22 protein-coding genes are annotated in these 23442 nt (G+C 71.0%); 8 read left to right on the forward strand and 14 right to left on the reverse strand.

Annotated elements, in window-relative coordinates:
* The first annotated feature begins 246 nt into the window (after positions 1-246).
* Entirely contained in the window at positions 247-1443 is a 1197-nt protein-coding gene (locus tag ACTOQ2_RS04650; protein WP_440098429.1) for an RNA-guided endonuclease InsQ/TnpB family protein, read from the forward strand.
* Positions 1444-1456: 13 nt separating this feature from the next.
* Here ACTOQ2_RS04650 and ACTOQ2_RS04655 read toward each other — a convergent pair whose 3' ends face one another.
* The gene (locus ACTOQ2_RS04655; protein ID WP_440098430.1) at positions 1457-2659 is read right to left on the reverse strand and encodes an acyl-CoA dehydrogenase family protein; all 1203 of its coding nucleotides are present in this window, start codon (positions 2657-2659) and stop codon (positions 1457-1459) included.
* Positions 2660-2735: 76 nt separating this feature from the next.
* Between ACTOQ2_RS04655 and ACTOQ2_RS04660 the strand changes: the two genes are divergently transcribed.
* Both ACTOQ2_RS04660 and ACTOQ2_RS04665 read left to right on the forward strand, forming a co-directional pair.
* On the forward strand, positions 2736-3332 hold the full coding sequence (locus tag ACTOQ2_RS04660) for a YdeI/OmpD-associated family protein (protein WP_440098431.1): 597 nt from the start codon (positions 2736-2738) through the stop codon (positions 3330-3332).
* Between the two features lie 44 nt (positions 3333-3376).
* The gene (locus tag ACTOQ2_RS04665; protein WP_440098432.1) at positions 3377-3979 is read left to right on the forward strand and encodes a GNAT family N-acetyltransferase; all 603 of its coding nucleotides are present in this window, start codon (positions 3377-3379) and stop codon (positions 3977-3979) included.
* Positions 3980-4021: 42 nt separating this feature from the next.
* Here ACTOQ2_RS04665 and ACTOQ2_RS04670 read toward each other — a convergent pair whose 3' ends face one another.
* On the reverse strand, positions 4022-4600 hold the full coding sequence (locus tag ACTOQ2_RS04670; protein WP_440098434.1) for a TetR/AcrR family transcriptional regulator: 579 nt from the start codon (positions 4598-4600) through the stop codon (positions 4022-4024).
* 73 nt (positions 4601-4673) lie between these two features.
* Here ACTOQ2_RS04670 and ACTOQ2_RS04675 point away from each other — a divergent pair, with 73 nt between their 5' ends.
* Entirely contained in the window at positions 4674-5909 is a 1236-nt protein-coding gene (locus tag ACTOQ2_RS04675) for an FAD-dependent oxidoreductase (protein WP_440098435.1), read from the forward strand.
* Positions 5910-5946: 37 nt separating this feature from the next.
* On the opposite strand, the gene ACTOQ2_RS04680 is transcribed toward ACTOQ2_RS04675, so the two are convergent.
* The 3 genes from ACTOQ2_RS04680 to ACTOQ2_RS04690 form a co-directional block, all read right to left on the reverse strand.
* Positions 5947-6807 carry a DMT family transporter gene (locus ACTOQ2_RS04680; RefSeq protein WP_440065640.1) on the reverse strand — a complete coding sequence of 287 codons (861 nt, stop codon included), beginning with the start codon at positions 6805-6807 and terminating at the stop codon, positions 5947-5949.
* Positions 6808-6980: 173 nt separating this feature from the next.
* Complete coding sequence (locus ACTOQ2_RS04685; protein ID WP_440098436.1) at positions 6981-8597, reverse strand: pentapeptide repeat-containing protein; 1617 nt, start codon at positions 8595-8597, stop codon at positions 6981-6983.
* Between the two features lie 370 nt (positions 8598-8967).
* Complete coding sequence (locus tag ACTOQ2_RS04690) at positions 8968-9333, reverse strand: VOC family protein (RefSeq protein WP_440098437.1); 366 nt, start codon at positions 9331-9333, stop codon at positions 8968-8970.
* Positions 9334-9739: 406 nt separating this feature from the next.
* Here ACTOQ2_RS04690 and ACTOQ2_RS04695 point away from each other — a divergent pair, with 406 nt between their 5' ends.
* Entirely contained in the window at positions 9740-10786 is a 1047-nt protein-coding gene (locus ACTOQ2_RS04695; protein ID WP_440098438.1) for a DMT family transporter, read from the forward strand.
* 302 nt (positions 10787-11088) lie between these two features.
* On the opposite strand, the gene ACTOQ2_RS04700 is transcribed toward ACTOQ2_RS04695, so the two are convergent.
* The gene (locus tag ACTOQ2_RS04700) at positions 11089-11502 is read right to left on the reverse strand and encodes a GNAT family N-acetyltransferase (RefSeq protein ID WP_440098439.1); all 414 of its coding nucleotides are present in this window, start codon (positions 11500-11502) and stop codon (positions 11089-11091) included.
* A 320-nt stretch (positions 11503-11822) separates the two neighbouring features.
* Here ACTOQ2_RS04700 and ACTOQ2_RS04705 point away from each other — a divergent pair, with 320 nt between their 5' ends.
* Entirely contained in the window at positions 11823-13475 is a 1653-nt protein-coding gene (locus ACTOQ2_RS04705; protein ID WP_440098440.1) for an IS1182 family transposase, read from the forward strand.
* A gap of 62 nt (positions 13476-13537) precedes the next feature.
* Here the strand turns inward: ACTOQ2_RS04705 and ACTOQ2_RS04710 are convergent, their stop codons facing one another.
* Together ACTOQ2_RS04710 and ACTOQ2_RS04715 are read right to left on the reverse strand one after the other, a co-directional pair.
* The gene (locus tag ACTOQ2_RS04710; RefSeq protein ID WP_440098441.1) at positions 13538-13672 is read right to left on the reverse strand and encodes a hypothetical protein; all 135 of its coding nucleotides are present in this window, start codon (positions 13670-13672) and stop codon (positions 13538-13540) included.
* Positions 13669-14820 (reverse strand): lactate 2-monooxygenase, encoded by a 1152-nt coding sequence (locus ACTOQ2_RS04715; RefSeq protein ID WP_440098442.1) that lies wholly within the window; start codon positions 14818-14820, stop codon positions 13669-13671. Before ACTOQ2_RS04715 ends, ACTOQ2_RS04710 begins: the two co-directional genes overlap by 4 nt.
* Before the next feature lie 210 nt (positions 14821-15030).
* On the opposite strand from ACTOQ2_RS04715, the gene secA2 reads away from it, so the two are divergent.
* On the forward strand, positions 15031-17232 hold the full coding sequence (gene secA2, locus ACTOQ2_RS04720) for an accessory Sec system translocase SecA2 (protein ID WP_440098679.1): 2202 nt from the start codon (positions 15031-15033) through the stop codon (positions 17230-17232).
* A 13-nt stretch (positions 17233-17245) separates the two neighbouring features.
* Here the strand turns inward: secA2 and ACTOQ2_RS04725 are convergent, their stop codons facing one another.
* Positions 17246-17521 (reverse strand): type II toxin-antitoxin system RelE family toxin, encoded by a 276-nt coding sequence (locus ACTOQ2_RS04725; RefSeq protein ID WP_440098443.1) that lies wholly within the window; start codon positions 17519-17521, stop codon positions 17246-17248.
* Positions 17518-17796, reverse strand: coding sequence for a type II toxin-antitoxin system Phd/YefM family antitoxin (locus ACTOQ2_RS04730; protein ID WP_362837472.1), 279 nt, complete (start codon positions 17794-17796; stop codon positions 17518-17520). The genes ACTOQ2_RS04725 and ACTOQ2_RS04730 overlap by 4 nt, the downstream gene beginning before the upstream one ends.
* Before the next feature lie 147 nt (positions 17797-17943).
* On the opposite strand from ACTOQ2_RS04730, the gene ACTOQ2_RS04735 reads away from it, so the two are divergent.
* Positions 17944-18747 (forward strand): helix-turn-helix domain-containing protein, encoded by an 804-nt coding sequence (locus tag ACTOQ2_RS04735; RefSeq protein ID WP_440065630.1) that lies wholly within the window; start codon positions 17944-17946, stop codon positions 18745-18747.
* Positions 18748-18873: 126 nt separating this feature from the next.
* On the opposite strand, the gene ACTOQ2_RS04740 is transcribed toward ACTOQ2_RS04735, so the two are convergent.
* The 4 genes from ACTOQ2_RS04740 to ACTOQ2_RS04755 all read right to left on the reverse strand — a co-directional run bounded on the left by ACTOQ2_RS04740 (position 18874) and on the right by ACTOQ2_RS04755 (position 23362).
* On the reverse strand, positions 18874-20370 hold the full coding sequence (locus ACTOQ2_RS04740; RefSeq protein WP_440098445.1) for a PepSY domain-containing protein: 1497 nt from the start codon (positions 20368-20370) through the stop codon (positions 18874-18876).
* 472 nt (positions 20371-20842) lie between these two features.
* Positions 20843-21385, reverse strand: a complete 543-nt coding sequence (locus ACTOQ2_RS04745) for a hypothetical protein (protein WP_440098446.1) — start codon at positions 21383-21385, stop codon at positions 20843-20845.
* A 104-nt stretch (positions 21386-21489) separates the two neighbouring features.
* Positions 21490-22611, reverse strand: coding sequence for a CU044_5270 family protein (locus ACTOQ2_RS04750; protein WP_440098447.1), 1122 nt, complete (start codon positions 22609-22611; stop codon positions 21490-21492).
* Entirely contained in the window at positions 22604-23362 is a 759-nt protein-coding gene (locus tag ACTOQ2_RS04755; RefSeq protein ID WP_440098449.1) for an RNA polymerase sigma factor, read from the reverse strand. Before ACTOQ2_RS04755 ends, ACTOQ2_RS04750 begins: the two co-directional genes overlap by 8 nt.
* Positions 23363-23442: the final 80 nt, after the last annotated feature.

The raw sequence follows: 23442 nt of genomic DNA on the forward strand, positions 1-23442 counted from the left end.
CCGCCCCTCATCGGCTCGCGTGCCCCGCGCCTGCGGGACGGTCCCGGCATCGCCCGCCGCCCCGGGTACGGGATGACAGGAGCAACGCTGAGTCGCCAATCCTCCGGAAAAGGCACGGCCCTTTAGGTTCGGGAGGAATCCGGCCCGTGACGGGCCTCCCGGCGGATCCGGGACAATCCAGGGCGCGAGGCGCGCACATCTTCTCTTTCGCTTACGCGTCTTGATGTGATGCGGTAAAACACGAACATGCGTACGGCGTACAAGGTGCGGGCCTACCCCACCGCCGAACAAGCCGCGATGCTGAACCGCACGTTCGGCTGCGTACGCCTCGTGTGGAACAAGACGCTGGCGTGGCGACACCACCGCTACCACGTCGACGGGGCCAAGACGTCCTACGCGCAGACCGACCGATACCTGACCGACCTGAAGCGCGACCCGGAGTTCGGCTTCCTGTTCGATGTCTCCTCCGTGCCGTTGCAGCAGACGTTGCGGCATCAGTACACGGCGTTCGTGAACTTCTTCGCCGGACGCGCCCGCTATCCCCGGTTCAAATCCCGCCACAGCAAGCAGTCGGCTACCTACACACGCTCGGCGTTCCGCTGGAAGGACGGGAGACTGTTCCTGGCGAAGTTGGACGCGCCGGTGGAGTTCGTATGGTCCTGGCCCGACGTGGACCTTGCCACGCTGGACCCGACGACGGTGACGCTCTCCCGCGACCCCGATGGCCGCTGGTACGCCTCCTTCGCCGTCGAGACCGCCGACGAACCCGCCCCGGCCACCGGCCAGGCGATCGGCGTGGATCTCGGAGTGAAGGACCTCGCGGTCCTGTCCAGCGGGGAACGCATCGCCAATCCGCGCCATCTGAAGCACAGGGCGAAGAGTCTGGCTCGCTACCAGCGGCGCATGGCCCGCAAACAGCGCGGCTCCAACAACAGGACGAAAGCGAAGACGAAGGTTGCCCGCGCGCACGCCAAGGTCCGTAACGCTCGCGCGGACTTCCTGCACAGGGCCAGCGCCCGCCTGGTGCGCGACTACGACCTGATCATGATCGAGGACCTGGCTGTGAAGAACATGGTCCGCAACCGTTGCCTCGCGCGGGTCATCTCCGACTGCGGGTGGGGCGAGTTCCGGCGGCAACTGGAGTACAAGACCGCCAAACACGGGCGCCACCTGATCGTGATCGACCGCTGGTACCCCTCCAGCAAGACGTGCTCGGCGTGTGGGCACCTGCTCGCCGAACTCTCGCTCAACACCCGGACGTGGCAGTGCCCGTCCTGCGGCACCCGGCACGACCGGGACGTCAACGCCGCCAAGAACATCCTGGCCGCTGGTCAAGCGGTGTCTGCCTGTGGAGCTGACGTGAGACATTCCGGGTCCTCCCGGGTGCGGTCGGCAGTGAAGCAGGAAACCTCACCCGCGAGGGTGGGACTCCCCCTCCTTTAGGAGAGGGAGAAAGTCAAATGTGTTTTTTGAGCTCCCGGTAGGCCAGGGAGCGCTTGTGGACCTCGTCGGGCCCGTCGGCGAGCCGCAGCGAGCGGGCGCCGGCCCAGAGGCCGGCCAGCGGGAAGTCCTGGCTGACCCCTCCGGCGCCGTGGGACTGGATCGCCTTGTCCAGGATCCACTCCACGTCGCGCGGAGTGGCGATCTTGATGGCCTGGATCTCGGCGTGGGCGCCCCGGTTGCCCACGGTGTCCATCAGCCAGGCGGTCTTCAGCACGAGCAGGCGGAGTTGCTCGATCCTCACCCGCGACTCGGCGATCCAGTCCTGGACGACACCCTGCTGGGCGATCGGCTTGCCGAACGCGTTCCGCGACAGGGTCCGGACGCACATCATCTCGACGGCCCGCTCGGCCATCCCGATCAGCCGCATGCAGTGGTGGATACGGCCGGGCCCGAGGCGGGCCTGGGCGATCGCGAAGCCGCCGCCCTCCTCGCCGATCAGGTTGTCGACCGGCACCCTGGCGTCCTCGAACACGATCTCGGCGTGCCCGCCGTGGTCGGAGTCGGAGTAGCCGAAGACGTGCATGCCCCGCTTGACGTGCATGCCGGGCGTGTCGCGCGGCATCAGGATCATCGACTGCTGCCGGTGCGAGGACGCCTCGGGGTCGGTCTTGCCCATCACGATGAAGATCTTGCAGTTGGGGTTCATCGCGCCGGAGGCGAACCACTTGCGGCCGTTGACGACGTACTCGGAGCCGTCCCTGACGATCGACAGCGCGATGTTCGTGGCGTCGGAGGACGCGGTGTCGGGCTCGGTCATCGCGAACGCCGACCGGATCTCGCCACGCAGCAGCGGTTCCAGCCACTCCTTGCGCTGCCACTCGCTGCCGAACATGGAGAGGACCTCCATGTTGCCGGTGTCGGGGGCGGCGCAGTTGGTCGCGGTCGGGGCGATCCTCGGCGAGCGGCCCATGATCTCGGCCAGCGGCGCGTACCGCAGGTTGGTCAGGCCCGCGCCGTGCTCGCCCGGCAGGAAGAGGTTCCACAGGCCTCGCCTGCGCGCCTCCTGCTTGAGATCCTCCATCAGCGGCGGAGTGGCCCACCCGCTCTCGGCGGCCTGGGCCTCGAAGGCCTCCTCCACCGGATACACGCACTCGTCCATGAAGCCGAGCAGTCGTCCCCGCAGTTCCTCGGTCTCGGCGTCGAACGCGAAATCCATGGCCCCTCCTCACGGTCTCCCGTGAGGGTACCGACCGGACGGTATGTCTGTCGACAGGCCCTCTATGCTCGACCCCATGGACCCCGCCTTCTTCGCCACCCCCGAGGAGTTCCGCGCCTGGCTGGAGGCGCACCACGAGACCGAGAAGGAACTGCTGGTGGGCTTCTTCAAGAAGGGCACCGGCCGCCCGAGCATGACCTGGCCCGAGTCCGTCGAGCAGGCCCTGTGCTTCGGCTGGATCGACGGCGTCCGCAGGACCGTCGACGCCGAGAGCTACAGCATCCGCTTCACGCCGCGCAAGGCGCGCAGCACGTGGAGCGCGGTCAACATCGCCAAGGTCGCCGAGCTGACCGAGCGCGGCCTGATGCGCCCCGCGGGCCTGCTCGCCTTCGCGCAGCGGACCGAGGACAACTCGGTGATCTACTCCCACGAGCGGGCCGAGGACGCCGCGCTGGACGAGGAGCAGGAGCGCCGCTTCCGGGCGGAGGCGGCGGCGTGGGAGTGGTTCCAGAGCCAGCCGCCCGGCTACCGCAGGACCGCGCTGCACTGGGTGACCACCGCGAAGCGGCCCGAGACGAGGGAGAAGCGTCTCATCCGGCTGATCGAGGACTCCGCGGCGGGACGCAGGCTCGCGCAGTTCGAGCGCCGAGTGGTCCCCGGGAACACCCCCTGATTGGACCTTCGAGCAGGTCCGCCGCAGGTTCTAGGGTCGTCTCCATGACCGCGAAGATGCCCGTTCCCGTCGTCCTCGAAGGCGAGACCGTACGGCTGGAGCCGCTGACCGGCGGCCACGTCCCCGACCTGTTCCTGGCCGGTGGCGGCGACGACGAGGTGTGGCGCTGGATGCCCGCCCCGACCCCGCGCACCGAGGCCGAGCTGGCGGAGATCGCGGTACGGCTGATCGAGACGCCGGACCACGTGCCGTTCGCGGTGATCCTGAGGGAGACCGGCCGCGCGGTCGGCTGGACCACCTACATCGACACCCCCGGGTACGCCGACAGCATCGAGATCGGCTGGACCTGGTACGGCAGGTCCGTGTGGCGCTCCGCGGTGAACACCGAGTGCAAGGTCCTGCTGATCGACCACGCCTTCGACGAGCTGGGCGTGAACCGGGTCCAGCTCAAGACCGACAACCTGAACGTCCGCTCGCAGGACGCGATCAGGCGCCTCGGCGGCGTCGCCGAGGGCACCCTGCGCCGCCAGCGCCGCCGTGCCGACGGCACCTGGCGCGACACGGCCTATTTCAGCATCCTCGACGACGAGTGGCCGGCCCACCGCGCCCGCCTCACCGGCCTACCCCGCCTGCCCCGCAGTTCGTGACCTACGGGCCCTCACGGCCGAGCATGCCGCGCAGTTCGTGACCTACGAACCCTCACTGCCGAGCATGCCCCGCAGGAGTTCCCTGACCCCCAGCCGGAGGTCCTCCAGGGTCGGTTCCGCTCCGGCGCCGATGACGGCGTCGAAGATCACTCCCTCGCTGAAGGCGATGATCTGGCGCCCGTGCCGTACCGGGTCGGACGACCCCGCGGCGGAGAGGATCGCGACCGCGGGGGCGCGGAAGCGCTCACCCGCCCTGTCGTAGATCCTGCGCAGCTCGGGGCGGCGGGTGGCCTCGAGGGCCAGCTCGTAGCGAGCGACCGTCCGGCGGCGGCCGACGGTCAGCTGTGTCCAGAGCGCCTGGGCCGTCATCTCGGCGAGGGCTTCGACCACGTCCGGTGCCGGAGACTCGAGGATCGGCGCGAACGCGGCCGACTCCAGCTGGGTGAGCCGCGCGAGGGCCAGCTCCAGGAGCGCGGACCGGGTGCGGGCCAGGTTGGAGGTCGACCCCGGTGGCAGACCCGCCGCCTCGTCCACGGCTCGATGGGTCAGGCCGCGCATTCCCCGATCCGCCAGCAGGGCGATGGCGGTGTCGGCGACGAGCTCCGCGCGTTGGGACTTCACCCTCCGATACTACATTTGTAGTTCAACTACAGGCGTAGTAATATCCACTACATCCGTAGTAAAGGAGAAGGTCATGGCACGTGCGGTGGTCATCGGAGCGGGCATCGGTGGGTTGACGGCGGCGGTGGCGCTCCAGCGGCGGGGCTGGGACGTGACGGTGTTCGAGCGGGCGGCGTCCTTGGAGCCGGTCGGCTCGGGGCTGGCCGTCGCCGCCAACGCGCTCAAGGCGCTCGACACGATCGGGGCCGGTGACGAGATCCGCAAGCTGTCGGCCGTCCAGGGCGCCGGCGGCGTCCGGCGCTCCGACGGCAGGTGGCTGATGAGGACCAGCGTGGAGGCCGCCTCGGCGCGCAACGGCGGCGACTCCGTGGTGCTGCTGCGCCGCGCGGACCTGGTCGACGTGCTCTCCTCCCACCTCGAACCCGACACGCTCCGGCTGAACACCGAGGTCTCGGAGGTCGACCCGGAGAGCGGCCTGGTGACCCTCCCCGACGGGCCGGCGGAGGCGGACCTGGTGGTGGCGGCCGACGGCATCCACTCTCCCGTCAGGTCGGCGCTGTTCCCCGGCCATCCCGCCCCCCGCTACGCGGGCGTCACCAGCTGGCGGGTGCTCATCCCCGCCGAGGGCGTCCCCGGTCAGGCGTACGAGAGCTGGGGGCGGGGCAAGGTCTTCGGCGTCATGCCACTGGCCGGGGGCACCTCCTACTGCTACGCCACCGACACCGTCCCGGCGGGCGGCGGTGTCGGTGTCGGTGTCGGTGGCGGTGACCAGCTGGCCGAGCTGCGCCGGCTGTTCGGAGACTGGCACTCCCCGATCCCGGAGCTGCTCGCCGCGGCCTCGCCGGAGAAGGTCCTGAGGAACGACGTCCACTACCTCGCCACCCCGCTGCCCGCCATGCACCGGGGCAGGGTCGCCCTGCTGGGCGACGCCGCGCACGCCATGACCCCCAACATGGGTCAGGGCGCCTGCCAGGCGATCGAGGACGCGGTGGTGCTGGCCCACGTGGTCGGCGATGGCCGGAGATTCACCGGCGGCACCGGCGCGGACGGCGGAAGCGCCGTGTCACCGGCCGGAAGCGGCGGACCGGCCGACGGGAACGACGTGCTGTCCGGCTACACCGCCGCGCGGCTGGAGCGTACGTCCAGGATCGTGGCCCGGTCCGCGGCGATCTGCCGTGTCACCCGGATGCGCGGCCCGCTGGCCGTACGGCTGCGCGACACGATGATGGCGCTCAGCTGGCGGCTCGCCCCGTCGAGCGTGAACGGCGCGATGGACGAGGTGTTCGGCTGGACACCGCCCTCCGCCTGACCCCGCCTGATCCGGCTGACCCCGCGCCGTTTCGCGACTACCGCGCGACGCCCGCCTTCTCGCGCACCGTGGCGGGAACCCCCTGGTCGGGGGAGAGCCGCCCCAAGGTGATCGTCCCCCAGACGAGCAGCGCGGCGGCGCCGAGAGCGGGGATCACGTTCAGCCAGCCGCTGGGCACCGCCTCGTCGAGCAGGAGCGCGCCCGCGAGGATCGAGGTGATCGGGTCGACGATCTGGACCGCGGCGTAGGAGATGCCGAAGTAACCCACCTCGTAGGTCTTCTGCAGCAACACGACCGCGCAGACGAGCAGCACGGGGATGGCCACCGTGAACCAGTTGAGCAGCGTGCTCAGGTCCCCGTCGAAGTTGCCGCCCACCACCCGGACGAAGGTGGAGACGCTGGCCGTCACCGCCCCCGCGCCGACCGACAACGCGAGCGCGTGGGCCGAGCCGGTCATCTTCCTGGCCAGCAGATGGGTCACCAGCACGACCAGCCCGACGCAGCCGAGGAAGCCCAGCGCCTCCTGGTTCGTCATGTGGGGTTTCACGGGGTGCGCGGGGACCAGCAGCAACAGTCCGAGCAGCCCGACGGCCACCGCGGCCGACCCGACGATCTCCGCCCGGTGCGGGCGCCTGCCGTGCAGCATCGCCGCCAGCGGCACCGCGAACACCAGTGTCGCCACGCTGATCGGCTGCACCGCGATCAGCGGCGCGAAGCTGAGGGCGACGGCGTGCAGGGACGCCCCGGTGAAACCGATGACGCCGCCGATCCACCAGCGGGGCCGCTTCATCAGCTTCAGCGACGCGCCCTCGGAGACCGCCTCGAACTGCTGGAGCGCGGCTCCCAGGGCGTATCCCAGCGCGCCGACCAGGGCGATCGATATCCCGACCCAGGTCATCGCCACCTCACATAACGGACGGGGCATCCGGAAAGAAGCGATTCACGGGTCATCCCGCAAGCTTAAGGCGCACGGCGAACGGGTAGGGCCCTTCTTCTGCCTGTACGAGATGCGGCGAGGCGTCGTCCGGCCGGTGCCGACGAGATCGACGCTCCCTCCGGCGGGAAACACCCTCACGAACCGGCACTCCGGACATGACCGGCATCCTGGCCATCGGTCCGGATCCGATCGGCACCCCGACCGCCGTCACCGGTCCGGGCGGCGGCGGGCTCGCCGGGCCGGGAGTCCTCGCGGCCCTCGGGGTCCTCGGAATCCTCAAGGATCTCGGAGTCCTCAAGGACGAGATGCGCGGTGCCGGGGCCGTCATCGCCGGGCCGGGAGTCGTCGGGGTTCTCGCGTTTCTCCTGGTTCTCGCTGGCCTCCCGGACCAGATGCGCCGTGCCGGAGCCGTCGTCGCGGGCGGCCTCCCGCCAACCGGCGGGCCAGGATCGCCGGCCGGCGGGAGCCTCCCGTACCGTCGCCTCCCAGAAGGCGGGCGCGGTCGTGAAGACGGTCTCGCCGAAGGACGTCCCTCCCGCGAAAGTGGCCTGGCGGAAGACCGCCTCGTCCTCGAACATGGCGTCGCCGAAGAGCACGGTCCCCTCGAAGGTGGTCCCGCGGAAGAGAGCCCGGTCCCTGAAGACGGCCCGGTTGAAGAACGCCTCCCGCTCGAACGTGACCCCCCTGAAATCCGCCCGGAGGGCGAACACCGCCTGCCGGAACACGCTCTCGTCCTTGAACACCGCGCCCTCGAAGCCCGCCTTGTAGTTGGCCTCCCCCCAGGCCGCCCTGCCGCTGAAGACCGCTCCCCCGAACACCGCCACGCCCCCGAAGACGGCCCTGTCGAAGCGGGCGAACCCATCGAACCTGGCTCCACCGAACCCGGCCCGGCGCATCCGGCAGTCGACGAACCCCAGCTTCACGAGCCACGCGCCCGTGAGGTCGACGTCGATGTCCGGCCAGAACGTGGCGGGCCTGACCGGCTCGGACGCGCTCCAGCGCAGGTGGTTCCTGAGGATCACCTGGGCCGTGGCGCGCACCTGGAGTTCCTGCGGGTCGATGGTCTCCTCCCGGTCGGCGGGCTCCGCCTCCCCCGGCGCGGCCGGGGCGGGCGGCATCCGGAGATAGGCGCAGATCACGTCGACGACCGTCTGGCGGTGTTCGGGATTGTCCTGCGCGACGCGTTCCAGGGCGTACAGGCCGGCCAGGCGCACGGCGGCCTTGTCGTGCCCGAGCTGGTCGGCCGCCTTGGTGTAGAGCTCGGTCACGCGCCGCTCTCCGGCGTCGTACTCCTGGTAGGCCTGCGTGCGCTCCCCGAGCCACTGGCGGCGCACGCCCAGGAGGAGCGCCACCAGCCCCACGGCCCCGGCACCCACGGTCAGGCCGGTCTTCACCGCGTCCATGCGCATCTCGACGCGCTTGGACGCGTCCGGCGCCGTATCCGAGAGGAACAGCAGGACCGCCGTGGCGCTCCACATGGACACGACGATGAGCACGACGCCGGCGAGGACCCACCACCAGGACAGGACGCGCAGTGCCGCGCGGTCGTCCCGCCGGGGACGCGCCAGGGTCAGCCCCGCGCCCACCCCCGCGAGCACCGCGGCCACCAGGGCGAGCAGGCCGGGCAGGGGCACGTAGGCCGCCAGGTCCGGTGCCCCGGCCCGGCTCGCCACCAGCGCGACCGTCGCCACCGCCCCCGCCGCGACGAGTGAGATCACGCCGACCGTCCCGCGCCGGGGATGCCGCCTCATCAATCCTCCTCGGGGGTGGGGACCTCCGCCTTCGGACGAGCCTCAGACGAGGGAGAACGGGCTCTCCGTCCCCTCCGGGGAGGGGAGAGTCCTGAAGGCAACTCCAGCGCATCCCTCCCGGATCGTCCAGTCGTCCGGAGGAACGCCCTGCCCCCGCCGCCCCCTGACTTCGGACGGGCTCCGGGCGGGGTCACCCTGCTCGGGACCCGCACGGCCAGTGATCACCTCGGGCCTGGACGCGAACGGTGCCCGGGTCCGGGGTGTCCGCACGGCCGGCGGTCTCCCCGTGCCCGGCGGAGCCCGGACGGCCACCCGGCCCGAAGGTGCCCGCGCGGCCGGTGGTCACCGGCCGCTGGTCACTGGCCGGTGGTCACTGGCCGCTGGGCGGGCAGACGCAGAACAGGTGCCCCTCGGGGTCGGCGAGCACGACCCACTTTCCCTCGCCGGGCTGGAAGTCGGGCCGGGTGGCTCCGAGCTCCAGGTAGTCCCGGACGGCCCCTTCCAGGTCGGGCACGCGGACGTCCAGGTGGAACTGCTTGTCGGGCCCCGGCCACGCGGTCGGCTTGCGGTCGAGGTTCTGCTGGAAGTAGATGCTCATCGTGCCGTCGCCGATACCGGCGTAGGTGTCCTCCGCGTACTGGATCTCGTAACCGAGGACTGCCGCGTAGAACTCGGCCAGCCGCCTGGGCTCGGCGCAGTCGATGTTCACGGCGAGAAGCTGTGCTGTCGTGGTCATGGAGCGATCGTCGCGCCCATACCTGTCAGCTGCTGTCACGTTTGCCGGAACAGTTCGCGGGGCCAGCCTGGGTACCGGGACAGGCACAAGCACCGGCACGGGCACAAGCACCGGCACGGGCACAAGCACCGGCTCGGGCACAAGCACGGGCACGGGCACGGGGCGTCGGCGCGGTTCCCGGCACGGGCGCCGGAGCGCGGGCCGGAACGGCCGGTGGCCGGGATAAGTGGTGGCCGCCGTGAGGAGGGCCTGGCTAGGGTGACTCCGTGTTCCTGATCGTTGCCCCGCCGACCGCCCCCTAGCGGGCGGCCCTCTCTCCTGACGACCGGACCCGAGCGGTCCGGTGGGTGCTTGCCGTCCGCATACGTGCGACCTGACGACGACCACCTCATCTGGAGAGATCTCCATGACGCATGTCTCCGTACGGCGGGGCCTGCTGTACGTGTCCATCGCGGCGACCGCCTGGGGCACCGGCGGCGCCGCCGGCGCGCTGCTCCACCAGACGGGCGGGCTCGGCCCCGTCGCCGTCTCCTTCTGGCGGTTCGCCGCCGGAGCCGCCGTGCTCCTGCTGGCCAGGCTCCTGTTCGGCCTCGGCGGGCATCGGCCCACCGGACCACTCACCACCGTCCGGCGAGCCCGGCCCGCCGGACCACTCACCATCGCCCGGCGGGCCCGTCCCATCGGATGGGACCCGGCCCTCGGCGGGCCCCGGCCCACCGGGCCGTTCACCTCCCTCCGGCCGGCCCGCCTCGCCTGGCGGGGCTCGGTGCTCGGGCGGGTCCTGGTCACCGGCGTGGCGATGGCCGTCTACCAGACGGCCTACTTCGCGGCGATCGCCGAATCGGGCCTGGCCGTGGCCACCGTGGTCACGATAGGCGCCACCCCCGTCCTGGTGGCCGCGGGCGGGCGGCTGCTGCTGGGCGAGCGCCTGGGCGCCACCGGGCTGGGCTCGGTCACGATCGCCCTGACCGGCCTGGCCGTGCTGACGCTCGGCGACGGGTGGGCGGCCTTCTCGGCGGCCGGTGTCGGCTGGGCCCTGTTGTCGGCGGCCGGGTACGCGGGTGTGACCCTGCTCAACCGGGCCTCCACCGACGAGCCGTACGCCACCGCGACGGGCGGCTTCGTCGTCGGCGGGCTCTGCCTGCTCCCCGTCGCGTCGGCCCAGGGCCTGCTGCCCTCCGGTGACCCGCTCGTCTCCTGGGCGGTCGTCGCCTACCTCGGTACGGTGCCGACGGCCCTGGCCTACGGGCTCTTCTTCACCGGCCTCGCCGCGGTACGCGCCACGACGGCCGCCGTGATCTCCCTGGTGGAGCCGGTCGGCGCGGCGATCCTGGGGATCCTGCTGCTCGGCGAGCGGCTCACCCCGGCGACGGCGTGCGGGAGCGTCCTGCTGCTCGGCGCGGTCGCCCTGCTCGCCCTGAAGGAGAGAGAACAGGCGCCCGTCCCGGCGTGATCCGGGCGAGGGCCCCGTACGGGAAACCGGACGCTGTTGGTAAATCCCGGGCTTGCGTGATGATGGCCTGCGCGATCCTGTTTGGGTTGCGCAGGCCATCATCGTGTTCATGAGACTTTTCTCGACATTTGGCCCCTTGGGCAGGGAAGATGACCCGCGATCATGGCCGGGATTCGGCAACGCTGCGACCCCCAGTTACGGATGGCGGCTCTCAGGTCACTCGTGTCTCGCGATCTTCCTGACGTAGAGGAAGAGCACGCTCACCACCGGCCCCGTCAGGCACGTTTCCGTTTGATACCTGATCAGGCGGTGGTGAAGGAGATCCACACGTCCGGGGGAATGTTGGACCGGTTCGGTACTGGCTGGCGTTCCTCTGTCCACGCGTCACCAGCGATCTCGGTGGCGACGCGCCGCCAGAACGCGACGGCCGCTGTGTTGGAGTCCTGGAAGGCGATCTTCCACGGGCCGGGGTGCCGGGAGATGACTTCCCGCACAACGTTCATCCCGATTCCGGCTCGCCGCGCGCCGCGTACCACGAAGAAGCTGTTCAGCACGCGCGTCGAGCCGGATAGTGCGCGCACGAACGAGAACCCGACAGGCCGGTCGCCGCTGGTGAACAGGTAGGCCGCCCAGCCCTCGTCCTCGAACGCCGAGCGCAGCCGGTCGCTGTGATAGGTGGCGTCGGGGCTGGGCAGCCCGCCCTGGAACTCCGCCATGTCGTGACGGAACATGAGCCAGAGCCGTTCGATTGTGGGGCGGTCCGCGGCGCTGATGGGCCGCACGGTTGCTTGAAAAGTGGTCATACAAACACCTTCCGGCCGGAAGCAACATCCGGCCGGAAAGGTAAAGCTAACAGATCCCGATCACGACGTGACACCCGTGACTCCCGTGATGACCAGTAGAGCGCTCTGACCACCCCGGGCCACCTTGGATGAAAGATTGGTGCCAAGTTGCCTGAAAACCTGAGCGAATCAGGCCAGGTCAGCTGTCGAAGCGAGGCCATGTAGCGAGGAAAGTCTCAGTTCAGGGGTGGATTTTGTCGTTGCGTGAGGTGGATCTGAAGGAGATCCCAAAGGAGACCGTGCGGGTGGCGCGTGCGGTGTTTCCGAAGGGCTGTCTGGCGATGCGGATACGGGACACGCTCGGGCCGGTTTTCGCCGATTCGCAGTTCGAGGAGTTGTTCTCGGCGCGAGGGCGGCCGGTGGTGTCACCGGCCCGGTTGGCGCTGGTGTCGGTGTTGCAGTTCGCGGAAGGGCTGACTGACCGGCAGGCCGCGCACGCGGCCCGCGCACGCCTGGACTGGAAGTACGCCTTATCGCTGGAACCGACTGATACCGGGTTCGACTTCTCCGTGCTCAGTGAGTTTCGTGCCCGGCTGGTCGACGGCGATGCGGGCCGGGCCGTGTTCGACGCGGTGCTGGCCGCGGCGGTTGGGGCCGGACTGCTCAAGCCGGGCAGGCGGCAACGCACGGATGCCACACATGTCCTGGCTGCGACTGCGACCAAGGACTTGAACCGGCTGGAGTTCGTGGTCGAGACACTGCGGACCGCGCTGAACCAGATCGCCGAGGTGGCCGAGAACTGGCTGGTGGCCTTGGCGGCGCCGGAGTGGTTCGATCGTTACTCGGCCCGGCCGGAAGAAAGCCGTTTCCCCTCTCGGTGGGCCGCCCGCGTCGAGCACGGCGACCAGTGCGGAGCTGACGGAACGGCGTTGCTGGAAGCTGTCTGGTCGGCCTCGGCGCCGCCTGGCCTGCGGCATTTGCCGGCGGTGGAGTTCTTGCGACAGACGTGGGTGCAGCAGTTCCAGCACGTCGACGGTGTCGTGCGCTGGCGTGAGCCGAAGGATCTTCCACCCGGTCTGATTCGCTTACGTACCCCGTATGAACCTGAGGCGAGAACCGGGGCGAAGCGGGACCTGGGCTGGTCCGGCTACAAGGTCCATTTGAGTGAGACTTGTGAGCCCGACGCTCCGCACCTGATCACGCATGTCCACACCACCCCGGCGCCGGTCAATGACGACGCGGTCCTGGAAGACATTCACTGCGCCCTGGCCGAGTGGGGACTGGTGCCGGATGAGCACCTGGTAGACGCTGGATACGTCGATGCCGAGCAGATCCACCATGCCCGCCGCGCTCACAGCATCAACCTCGTTGGACCGGTCGGGAAGAACACCAACCGGCACCAGGCCAGCGGTGACTTCTTCGGCAGTAGCCGCTTCACCATCGACTGGGACCAGCGCCAGGCCACCTGTCCCGGCGGCCAGGCCAGCGTTCAGTGGCGCGAAGCCCAAAGCCACCGGGGCACCCCGGTCACCCGCGTCCGTTTCGCCGCCCGGCACTGCGGCCCTTGCCAACTGCGGTCCTCGTGCACCGACTCCCAGACCGGCCGCAACCTGACCTTGCGTCCGAAGATCGAGCACGACATCCTCCAGCAAGCCCGCACCGAGCAGGACACCGACCACTGGCGTCGCCGTTACGGGCACCGCGCCGGCGTCGAAGGCACCATCTCGCAGGCCGTTCAGGCGTTCGGCCTTCGCAGATCCCGCTATCGCGGTCTCGCCAAAACCCGGCTGCAACACCACCTCACCGGTGCCGCCATCAACCTCGCCCATCTCGACGCCTGGCTTACCGGCGCACCCCTCGCCCGCACCCGAACCTCACCCTTCGCAGCCCTCCGCCCCGTTGGATGAGATCCAACAGGGCGGAATTAACCAACAGCGTCCGGGAAACCGTACGGGGCCCTCGCGAGGCGTCAGCCGAACAGCCGCAGCGCCGCGACCAAGCGTCCCCCGCGGTGGCGGCGCTCCTCCTCCCCGCTCTCGAACTTCCGCGGGAGCCGGAAGGCGAGCCGGTCGCCGGGGACGGGCCGCAGGCCGGACAGGCTCACGGTCCCTCCAGGGCGGAAGGGTCGAGATCGGCGAGACGGCTGTGGCCCGCCAGGCCGAGGGTGAGATCGAGCTCGGCGAGCAGGCCGCGCACCACGTGGCGCACGCCCTCCTCGCCGCCCGCGGCCAGGCCCCAGACGTACGGCCTGCCGAGAAGCACGGCCCGCGCGCCGAGGGCGAGGGCCTTGACGATGTCGGAGCCGGTGCGGACGCCCGAGTCGAACAGCACGGTCATCCGGTCGCCCACGGCCGCCGCGATCGCGGGGAGCGCGTCGAGCGAGGCCGTGGCGCCGTCGATCTGGCGGCCCCCGTGGTTGGAGACGACCACGCCGTCCATGCCCGCGTCCGCGGCGCGCAGGGCGTCGTCCACGTGCTGGATGCCCTTGAGGACGATCGGCCCGTCCCAGTTGTCGCGGAGCAGGGCCAGCTGGTCCCAGGTGTGGGGGCGGCCGTTGAACATCGGCACCCACTGCATGATCGCCGCGTCGAGGTCCTCCTCGACCGGGCGGGCCAGCCTGGCGCGGAACACCGGGTCCGACAGCGGGATCGCCAGGCCGGTCCCGCGCAGGAACGGCAGGTAGGCGTGGTCGAGGTCGTGCGGGCGCCAGGCCAGGGTCCAGGTGTCGAGGGTGACGACCAGGGTGTCGTAGCCGTTCTTGGCGGCCCGGTCGAGCAGGCTGAGCGTGACCTCGTCGTCGTGCGGCCAGTAGAGCTGGTACCACCGAGGGCCGCCGGCCTCGGCCACCTCCTCCAGTGTGTGGGACGCGGCGGTGCTCAGCACCGTGGGAATGCCGAGCGAGGCGGCGGCCCTCGCGGTGGCCATCTCACCGTCCGGGTGCACGATCGACTGCACCCCGATCGGGGCGAGGGCGAGCGGCGCGGGGTAGGTCCTGCCGAACAGCTCGGCGGTGAGATCCCTGACCGGGACGTCGCGCAGCATCCTGGGCACGATCCTCCGGCGGTCGAACGCCTCGCGGTTGGCGCGCTCGGTCGCGCCGGTCCCCGCGGAACCGGCGACGTACCAGTACGGTCCGGGGTCGAGCCGCTCGCGTGCGACCCGCTCCAGCTCGGCGACGGACGTCGAGTACGGGGGCGGGGTCCCGACCAGGCCGTTGAGGTAGATCTCGTACTGGTAATCGGAGAAGGCCATGTTCCAAGCTTTGTGGTGATCATCCTGGATGTCCACGGCTTGTTGGCTAAAATCACCTCCGACTTATCCCGCTATGGCGTGACAAGTCACCGGTGCCCCCGGGAAATCTGGCGGGAGCACCCCGATCCTGAACGGCCGATCTTTGCACCACAATGTGCGGAGAGACGGAACGCGAGCCCGGGGACGGGCGTTGGAGGGAACGTGGCCTCGATTACCCAGCTCTTCAGGCGGTTCCTCGAACGCCCCGGCACCATCGACCTCTCGAAGTTCGAGAAGGTCGTCGCGGAGGCCGGGACCCGCGAGGAGCGGATCCGCGCGCTCGACGAGCTGCCCACGCCGTCGGCCGACGACCTTCCCGAGTTCTGCGCGATCATGCGCGAGGCCGCGCGCCGCGCGCTCGACCTGCGGCCGTACGACGTGCAGCTGGTCGGCATGCTGGCGATGCTGTCGGGAAACGTCGCGGAGATGGCCACCGGCGAGGGCAAGACCCTGTCCGGTGCGATGGCCGCCGCCGGATACGCCCTGCAGGGCAAGCGCGTCCACGTCATCTCGGTCAACGACTACCTGGCCCAGCGTGACGCCGAGTGGATGGGCCCCCTCTACGCGGCGCTCGGCGTCTCCTGCGGCTGGATCGGCCAGAACTCCACGCCCGAGGAGCGCCGGGCGGCCTACGCGGCGGACGTGACGTACGGCTCGGTCAGCGAGATCGGCTTCGACGTGCTGCGCGACCGGCTGAGCACCAGCGTGGACGACCTGATCGTGCCCGCGCCGGCCGTGGCGCTGATCGACGAGGCCGACTCCGTGCTGGTCGACGAGGCCCGGGTGCCGCTGGTGCTGGCCGGCGCCGCCGACCCCGGCGACGCGGTCCCGGAGATGGCCGTGCTGGTCAGGCAGCTGGTCAAGGGTTACCACTACGAGCTCGACGACCAGGCGCGCAACGTCCACCTGACGAGCAAGGGCATCGACACCGTCGAGCAGGCGCTCGGCATCGACCTCTACGACACCCCCGCCACCCTGACGGACGTCAACCTCGCGCTGCACGCGCACGCCCTGCTCACCAAGGACGTCGACTACATCGTCCGCGACGGCAAGGTGCACCTGATCAACCCCTCCCGGGGCCGGGTGGCGCTGCTGCAGCGCTGGCCGGACGGGCTGCAGGCGGCGGTGGAGGCCAAGGAGGCGCTCTCGCCGTCGGAGACCGGCGAGATCCTCGACTCGATCACCGTCCAGGCGCTGATCACCCGTTACCCGGAGAAGTGCGGCATGACCGGCACCGCGGTGGCGGTCGGCGACCAGCTGCGGGAGTTCTACGACCTCAAGGTCGCCGTGATCCAGCCCAACCGGCCGAACGTGCGGATCGACGAGCCCGACCGCCTTTTCGAGTACCGCATGGAGAAGGACCTCGCGCTGGTCGAGGAGATCGTCGAGGTGCACGCCACCGGCCGGCCGATCCTGATCGGCACCCTGGACGTGGCCGAGTCCGAGCGCCTGGCGCTCACCCTGAGCGGGCGCGGGCTGGAGTGCGTGGTCCTCAACGCCAAGAACGACGCCGAGGAGGCGGCCATCATCTCCCGGGCCGGGGAGCGCGGCGCGCTCACGGTCTCCACCCAGATGGCCGGGCGCGGCACCGACATCCGCCTCGGCGAGGGCGTCGACGAGCTCGGCGGCCTGTACGTCATCGGCTCGGGCCGGCACACCAGCAGCCGCCTGGACGACCAGCTCCGCGGGCGCGCGGGCCGCCAGGGCGACCCCGGCGGCTCGGTCTTCCTCGTCAGCGGCGAGGACGAGCTGATCACCCACTACGTCGCCGACGAGTACGCCAAGGGCGTGCCTGAGCACTCCCTCGTGGGCCACGCCCAGCGGGTCGCCGAGGGCGTCAACATGGAGATCCACCGCAACACCTGGCGCTACACCCGGCTGCTGGAGCGCCAGCGCGGCCAGCTGCTGGAGCGCCGCGACCGGGTCCTGCGCGGCAGGGTGGCCGGCGAGGCGCTGGCCGCGGCGGCCCCCGAGCGGTGGGCGGAGCTGGCGGAGAGCGTCGGCGAGGACGTGCTGCACGAGGCGGCCCGCCAGATCGTGCTGTTCCACCTCGACCGCGGCTGGGCCGACCACCTGGCGTACCTGGCGGAGCTGCGGGAGGGCATCCACCTGCGGGTCCTCGGCAGGCTCAACCCGATCGACGAGTTCCACAAGGACGCCGTCCCGGCGTACCAGCGCCTGCTGGCCGAGATCGAGTCACGCTCGGTCGAGACCTTCGAGACCGCCTCCGTCACCGAGGAGGGCCTCGACCTGGAGGGCGCGGGCCTCAAACGCCCCACGGCCACCTGGACCTACCTCGTCCAGGACAACCCCTTCGGCACCGAGTGGGACCGCATCCTCAACCGCCTCGCCACCAAGGTCCGCCACCGCTGACCAGGATCACCCCTCACCGCGACCGGTAGGCGTCCGACCGATGCTGGATGGTGATCACTTGGACCACGACCGTGTCCTCGTCGATCAGATAGAGCACCCGGTAGTCGCCCCGGCGCGCTGACCACTGCGGGGCGAGAGGCTCGTCGAGCGGCTTGCCCACCCGGTGAGGGTTGTCCAGGAGCGGACCGGTGATGAACTCCCATACCGCCGGAACGACCTTCGCCGGCAGCCGCTCGGCGAGATCCTGCCTGGCACGGCGGGTGAGGCTGAGTTCATAACGCCTGTTCACAGACGACCGGTCCGGCGGAGCTCGGCCTCCACCTCCTCAAGGGAGGAGACGCGTCCCGACTCCAGGTCGGCGAGCCCTTCGCGGATGGCCGCCACCGTTTCCGTCGAAGCGAGAATCTCGATCATCTCGCGCATCGTCTCGTAGTCGTCGGCGGCCAGCAGCACAGCGGCGGGCAGGCCGTTACGAGTGATCTCGAATCGCTCATGGGTGGTGACCGCGGACTCGACGATGCCGGAGAGCCGGTTTCGCGCGTCCGCGAGAGGAAGAACAGTCATGTACATAATTCTAGCCAATACGGATCGCGGTGGCCAGCGATTCAGATTTCCTGGGAAACGCAAGCGCCCACTTCAGCTCCGACATCATGGCGCGCGTTACGTGGGTGGTAATGGTTTCGCCGAACGTCACCGATTATCGTGGCGTAGGTGACCACCACCAGCGCGTCCCGGCCGGTAGGCGAGCTTCTGCGCCAGTGGCGGGAACGACGGCGGATGAGCCAGATGGACCTCGCGATCCAGGCCGACATCTCCACCCGGCACCTGAGCTTCGTGGAGACGGGCCGGTCCAAACCGAGCAGGGACATGATCCTGCACCTCGCGGAGGAGCTGGAGCTCCCGCTGCGCGAGCGCAACCACCTCCTGCTGTCCGGCGGGTTCGCGCCGCTCTACGCGGAGACGCCGCTCAGCTCACCGCACATGGCGTCGGTTCGGGAGGCGCTGGGGCAGGTGCTGAGCGGGCACGAACCGTACCCGGCGGTCGTCGTCGACCAGCGCTGGAACCTCGTCGACCGCAACGCCGCGACCGGGTTGCTGCTGCGCGGGGTCGCGCCGGAGCTGCTGGTCCCCCCGGTCAACGTGCTGCGGCTGAGCCTGCATCCCAAGGGCATGGCGCAGCGGATCATCAACCTGGGCGAGTGGCGGGCCCACCTACTGCACCGGCTCCGCCGCCAGATGAGTCTCACCGCCGACCCCGAGCTGGCGGCGCTCTGGCAGGAACTCGACGACTACCCCTGCGACCAGCCAGAGCCGGAGATAGACCGGCCGGGGCCCGGCGACATCGTGATCCCCCTGCGGCTCCGCCGCGGTTACCGGGAGCTGGCCTTCTTCAGCACCATGGCCACCTTCGGCACCCCGCTGGACATCACCGTCGCCGAGCTGGCCATCGAGGCGTACTTCCCGGCGAACCCGGAGACCGCCGCCTACCTGCAGCACCAGCACCACCCCGACTGAGCCGGGGGGGGCGGGGGTGCGGCGTGCGCCCCACGCCGCACCCCCGCCGTCCCGGCCGGTCCGGCCGGGGTCACTCGTTCCCGGCCGGTCCGGGTCTGGAAGGTCTTCGGTCGCCGTCGGCGGGTCTCAGCCGGAGACCCCGGCCCCGGGCTTGCTCGGCTCGCCGGGATCGTCCGACTCGCCGGCCTTGCCGACCTCGCCGGTTTCGCCGGGCTCGTCCAACGTGCCGGCTTCCCCGGGCTCCCCGGGCTCGTCGGGCTCTCCGGTTTCCGGCTTCCCCGCGCGCGACGCCGCGACCCTGGCCAGGACCACGTCGACCACGAGGAAGGCGAGCAGCGAGATGCCCAGCAGCGGAAGGAACACGCCCACCGCGACCGCCACGGCCGCCAGGGGAAGGACCACCGCGAGAGGCAGCCGCCGCAGGCCGCCGCGCTCGTAGGGGGCGCCGAAACCGCGGGTCGGGCGGCGCAGCCACCACATGCGGTAGCCCCACACGATGACCGAGATCAGTGCCACGGCCAGCACGCCCAGCAGGACCTGGTTGACCAGGCCGAACAGCACTCCCATGTGCCCGTCGATGCCCCACCGGGTCAGCTTGGCCCCGATGGGGAAGTCGTCGAAGCGCAGCTCCGCGACCGCCTGGCCGCTGGCGGCGTCGACCGCCACCTGGTCGTTGCGCTGCGGCCAGAGGCGGTCCGTCTCCTTGACGACGTACGGGTCGCCGGACTCGGCCGGCCAGACGATCTCCAGGGGACCGGACAGGCCCTTGCCCGCCGCCGCCCGGACGATCTGGTCGGCGTCGGCGGCCGGGACGGCGCCCGCGTCCCCTCCGGCGTGGCCGCCGTGGTCACCGTGGCCGCCGGAGACGGGCATGGACGGGGTGCCCCAGCCGATCGCTCTCTGGATCACGTCGACGTTGGCACCCGCGTACTTCGACCAGGTCAGGCCGGTGGCCGACAGGGCGAGCAGGCCGACCAGCGCCCACAGTCCGACCGAGCCGTGCCAGGAGAGGGTCTTGCGCCGGCCGCGGGCGCCGCGCTCGGGGGCGACGAGGCGGCGCAGCCGCTGACCCGCACGGCGGCGGCGGGTCAGCCACAGCACCAGGCCGCCGAGCCCGACCAGCCACAGCCAGCTGGCGGCCATCTCGCTGTAGACACGTCCCGGCTCGCCCAGGTGCAGGTGGCGGTGGAGCTGGGAGATCCAGGTCCGCACGGGCAGCGCTCCCGAGCTGCCGTAGCTCTCCAGCGACCCGCGAACCTGGGCGGTGTAAGGGTCGACGAAGACCGCCGTGCGGACGCTCTCCGCGAGGCCGGGATCGTTGAACAGCACCCGGGTCGTCGCGCCGGGCTCGTCGTAGGTCCACATGGCTCCGACCGTTCCCCCGGGATGCGCGGCGGTCGCGGCCGCGACCTGCCGCGCCAGGGGCAGCTTCTGCTGCCCTGCCGGTACGGGGACCGTCAGCTCGTGGGAGTGGACCACCTTCTCCAGTTGGAAGGAGGCGGCGTACAGCAGGCCGGTCGTCGCCGCCACCAGCAGGAAGGGCGCGACGAGGATCCCGGCGTAGAAGTGCAGGCGGAGCAGGAGCGAGCGCAGCGTCGCCCAGGTGGAGGGCACCGGAGACACAGCGGACACCGGAGACACAGAGGGCACGGGGGGCACGGGGGGCACGGGGGCCGGTGAGGGGTCGGACGGCCCGGTCTCGGGCTGGACATCGACGTCAGACGTCATGGGGAGGGTTCTCCGTTCGCAGGGAACGCGCGCACCGTCGGGTACGCGGCACCGCGGTGTGAGGTTCGGTTCGGCGTCGCGGGAGGGCAGGCGGGATTCCGGCTCTCACCTGCCGGAGGCGTGGTGGGAGCCGGGCTCGCGGCCCGTTGGCGTTGGCGTGTGCCGCCGGGTACTACCGGGAAGTCGGCGTGTACCGCCGGGTACTACCGGGGACCGGCAGGCGCCGGCGGGCGCCGGTGTGGCGGCACTCGGGCTCACCGACCGGGAAGGGCGCGACGGCGCGACGACCCGCGGTCGGGAGGGGTACGGCGCCCGGAGACGCGGGCCCGGCGAGGGCGCGACGGCGTCCGGGCGTGACGGCCCGATGTCAGACGGCGTACGAGGCCGCGGGCGGCCCGCGGCGCGAGACGGCGGCGGCGAGCAGCCGGGTGACCGGTGGCACCCGGTCGACGGGCGCGGCGGGGAGCGCGACGCGGCAGGTGACGGGCGCGCGCCACCGCAGCAGGGTGAGGACCGAGGCGAAGAGCAGGAACAGGAGTGTGGCCAGGCCGCACTCCCCCCGCTCCAGCCAGTGTGCCGACAGCACCGCCGTCACAGCGTGCACCAGCAGCATGAACAGGCCGGTGGACAGGTCACCGGCGCCGTGCTCGTGCCCGGTCGACGGTGGTACCGCGCCGGAGGTGAACCACAGGTGCATGCCGTACTGCGCGGCGAAGCTCGCCCCCAGCAGCATGCCGAAACCACGCCGCCGCCGGGCGAGCGCGAACGCGCCCGCCGCGGTCGGCAGCACCGCCCAGGCCAGCACACCCGGTCCCACCGGGCTACCTCCGGCCAGCACATGCATGGCCAGTGACGCCGTCACGCACACGACCGCGAACACCGCGGCGCGAACAAGACGGAAGGCGTGCATGGGGCAATGGTGACAGAGAATGGTGAATTCGCCAGCCCTTGAACTGTTGATAAGAGTGTGGATTAATACCACTCGATCCGTGCGTCACCATCGCACGGTTCGTGCTAGTCGCGTGCTCCTTGTGGGCCGGTCGCGGGGTCGGCGCCGCCGGACGCGGGGCCGTCCACCTCGGGCGCGCTGTCGGCCACCTCGACCTTCAGTTGCGCCGTCGAGGTCAGCAGGGTGCCCTCCGGCGCTCCCGCCCTGGCGGCGTCCGTCGCGACGACGCGCTCGCCCAGGTACAGGTAGGTGGTGGAGTCGAAGATGTACTCGTGCCGCACCCCGCCGAGCTTGTTGGCCATGGCCACCGCGACCCCCTCGCGCCCGGCCGCGTCCTCGGCCCGGTCGACGGTCTCGACGCCGGGGATCGTACCGGCCGCCCGGAACAGCGCGGCCCGCTGGGCGGACGGCATGTATGCCTGCGTGATCATCGAGCCGACGTTCCCCCACGCCTTGTAGTCGGCCAGGGGGTCCTGGGCCAGACCCCGGTAGAGGTGCTCGCGCATCCCCGCGGGATCGGTGGGCAACCGGCTCAGGTAGGCGTAGTCGGTGCGCTGGTGCTCGGCACGGATATCGTGGCCGGTGAACTGCGACGGCGGCGCGCCGCCGCCCTCCCGCCGTTCGGCCTCGGCGGGCAGCGGCTCCCCGGGGAACGGCTCCGGCCGCAGATGCCTGCTCGACGTGACGCCCCCTTCCATGGGGGAGCCCTCGACCGGCAACCACACCTTGAACAGCACGCGGTCGAAGAAGCGGACCTCCTTCCCGCCCTCCTTCAGCTTGACCGGGAACATGCTCTGTATCTCGTAGGCGAGGAACTGGCCGGGCTTCGGGTCCAGCTCGTCCCGCTCGCTCGCGGTGTCGGCGGCACGCTGGAGGACCGCCGACACGGCCACGGGCGCCACCCGGACGGCCGTCTCCGGCCGGGAGACCGGGCCGGTCTCGACGAACCCGATTCCCACGACCACCGCGGCCCCGGCTCCCACCACCAGGCTCGTTCCCAGGCTCGTCCGCAGGCTCAGCCGGATGTTCCTCCGGAGGCCGGCCGGGCGGCGGATCTTGGGGCGGGCCGGTGCCGCGCCGAGGGCGGCGATCTCCGACAGCAGCCGCCGCTCCTCGGCGCGCAGCTCCGCCGGGCCCGGCCGGGGAACTTCCGAGCGCAGCCGGTTCACCTGGGTCATCTCATCCATGGAAGGTCTCCTCGTTGACGGACGTGGGGTCGACCCCGCCGAGTTCCTCGCGCACCTTGCTCCTGGCCCGGTTGACGCGCGAGCGGACCGTGCCCACCGGGATGTCCATCGCCTGGGCGGCCTCCGGGTAGGTGAGGCCGCCCCACGTCACCAGCAGCAGCACGTCCCGGTGGCCCGCGGGCAGCCTCGCCAGGGCGGCGGCCAGCCTCCTTCGCGCGGCACCGGCGCTCAGCCGCTCGTCGCTGCGCTCGGCGAAGGGTGCGGTCACCGGGTCGACGCCGGTCCGTTCGAGAACGCGCAGCCGGCGCACCTCGACGCGCTTGTGCCGCCTGATCAGGTTGGTCGCGATGCCGTACAGCCACGGGCGCGCGCTGGGCTGCGCCGGGTCGTAGCCCTCCCTGCCGCGGAACGCCGCGAGGAAGGTGTCCGCCACGACATCCTCGGCCGCGTCGGCTCCCAGCCGCCGGGTGACGTAGCGCTTGATCTCCGGCGCGTGCCGGTGGAAGACCGCGGCGAACGCCTCCGGCTCCCGCCGCGACCGCACGATGAGGGAGGCGTCGTCGGCCTCCGTCCCGTCGACGGGAGAACCGGTGGGAGAGAGGTCGCGGTCCCCTCCCCCGCCGGCGGAGAGGAGGTCGCGGTCCTCTCCCCCGCCGGTGGGGGAGGTGTCACGGTCCTCCGCCTCATCGACCGCCTCATCGACGGGGAGGATGCCGCCCGCCCCCGTCCGGGTCCGGCTCGTTTCGCTCATATCCGGCCTCTCGGCTCTCGGTCAGGACACCCGTTGTTGCCCTCCCGCGTGCCCGCGGTTCCCGAAAACCGCCCGGGGAT

The sequence above is a fragment of the Streptosporangium sp. H16 genome, assembly GCF_051918855.1.
GTDB lineage: Bacteria > Actinomycetota > Actinomycetes > Streptosporangiales > Streptosporangiaceae > Streptosporangium.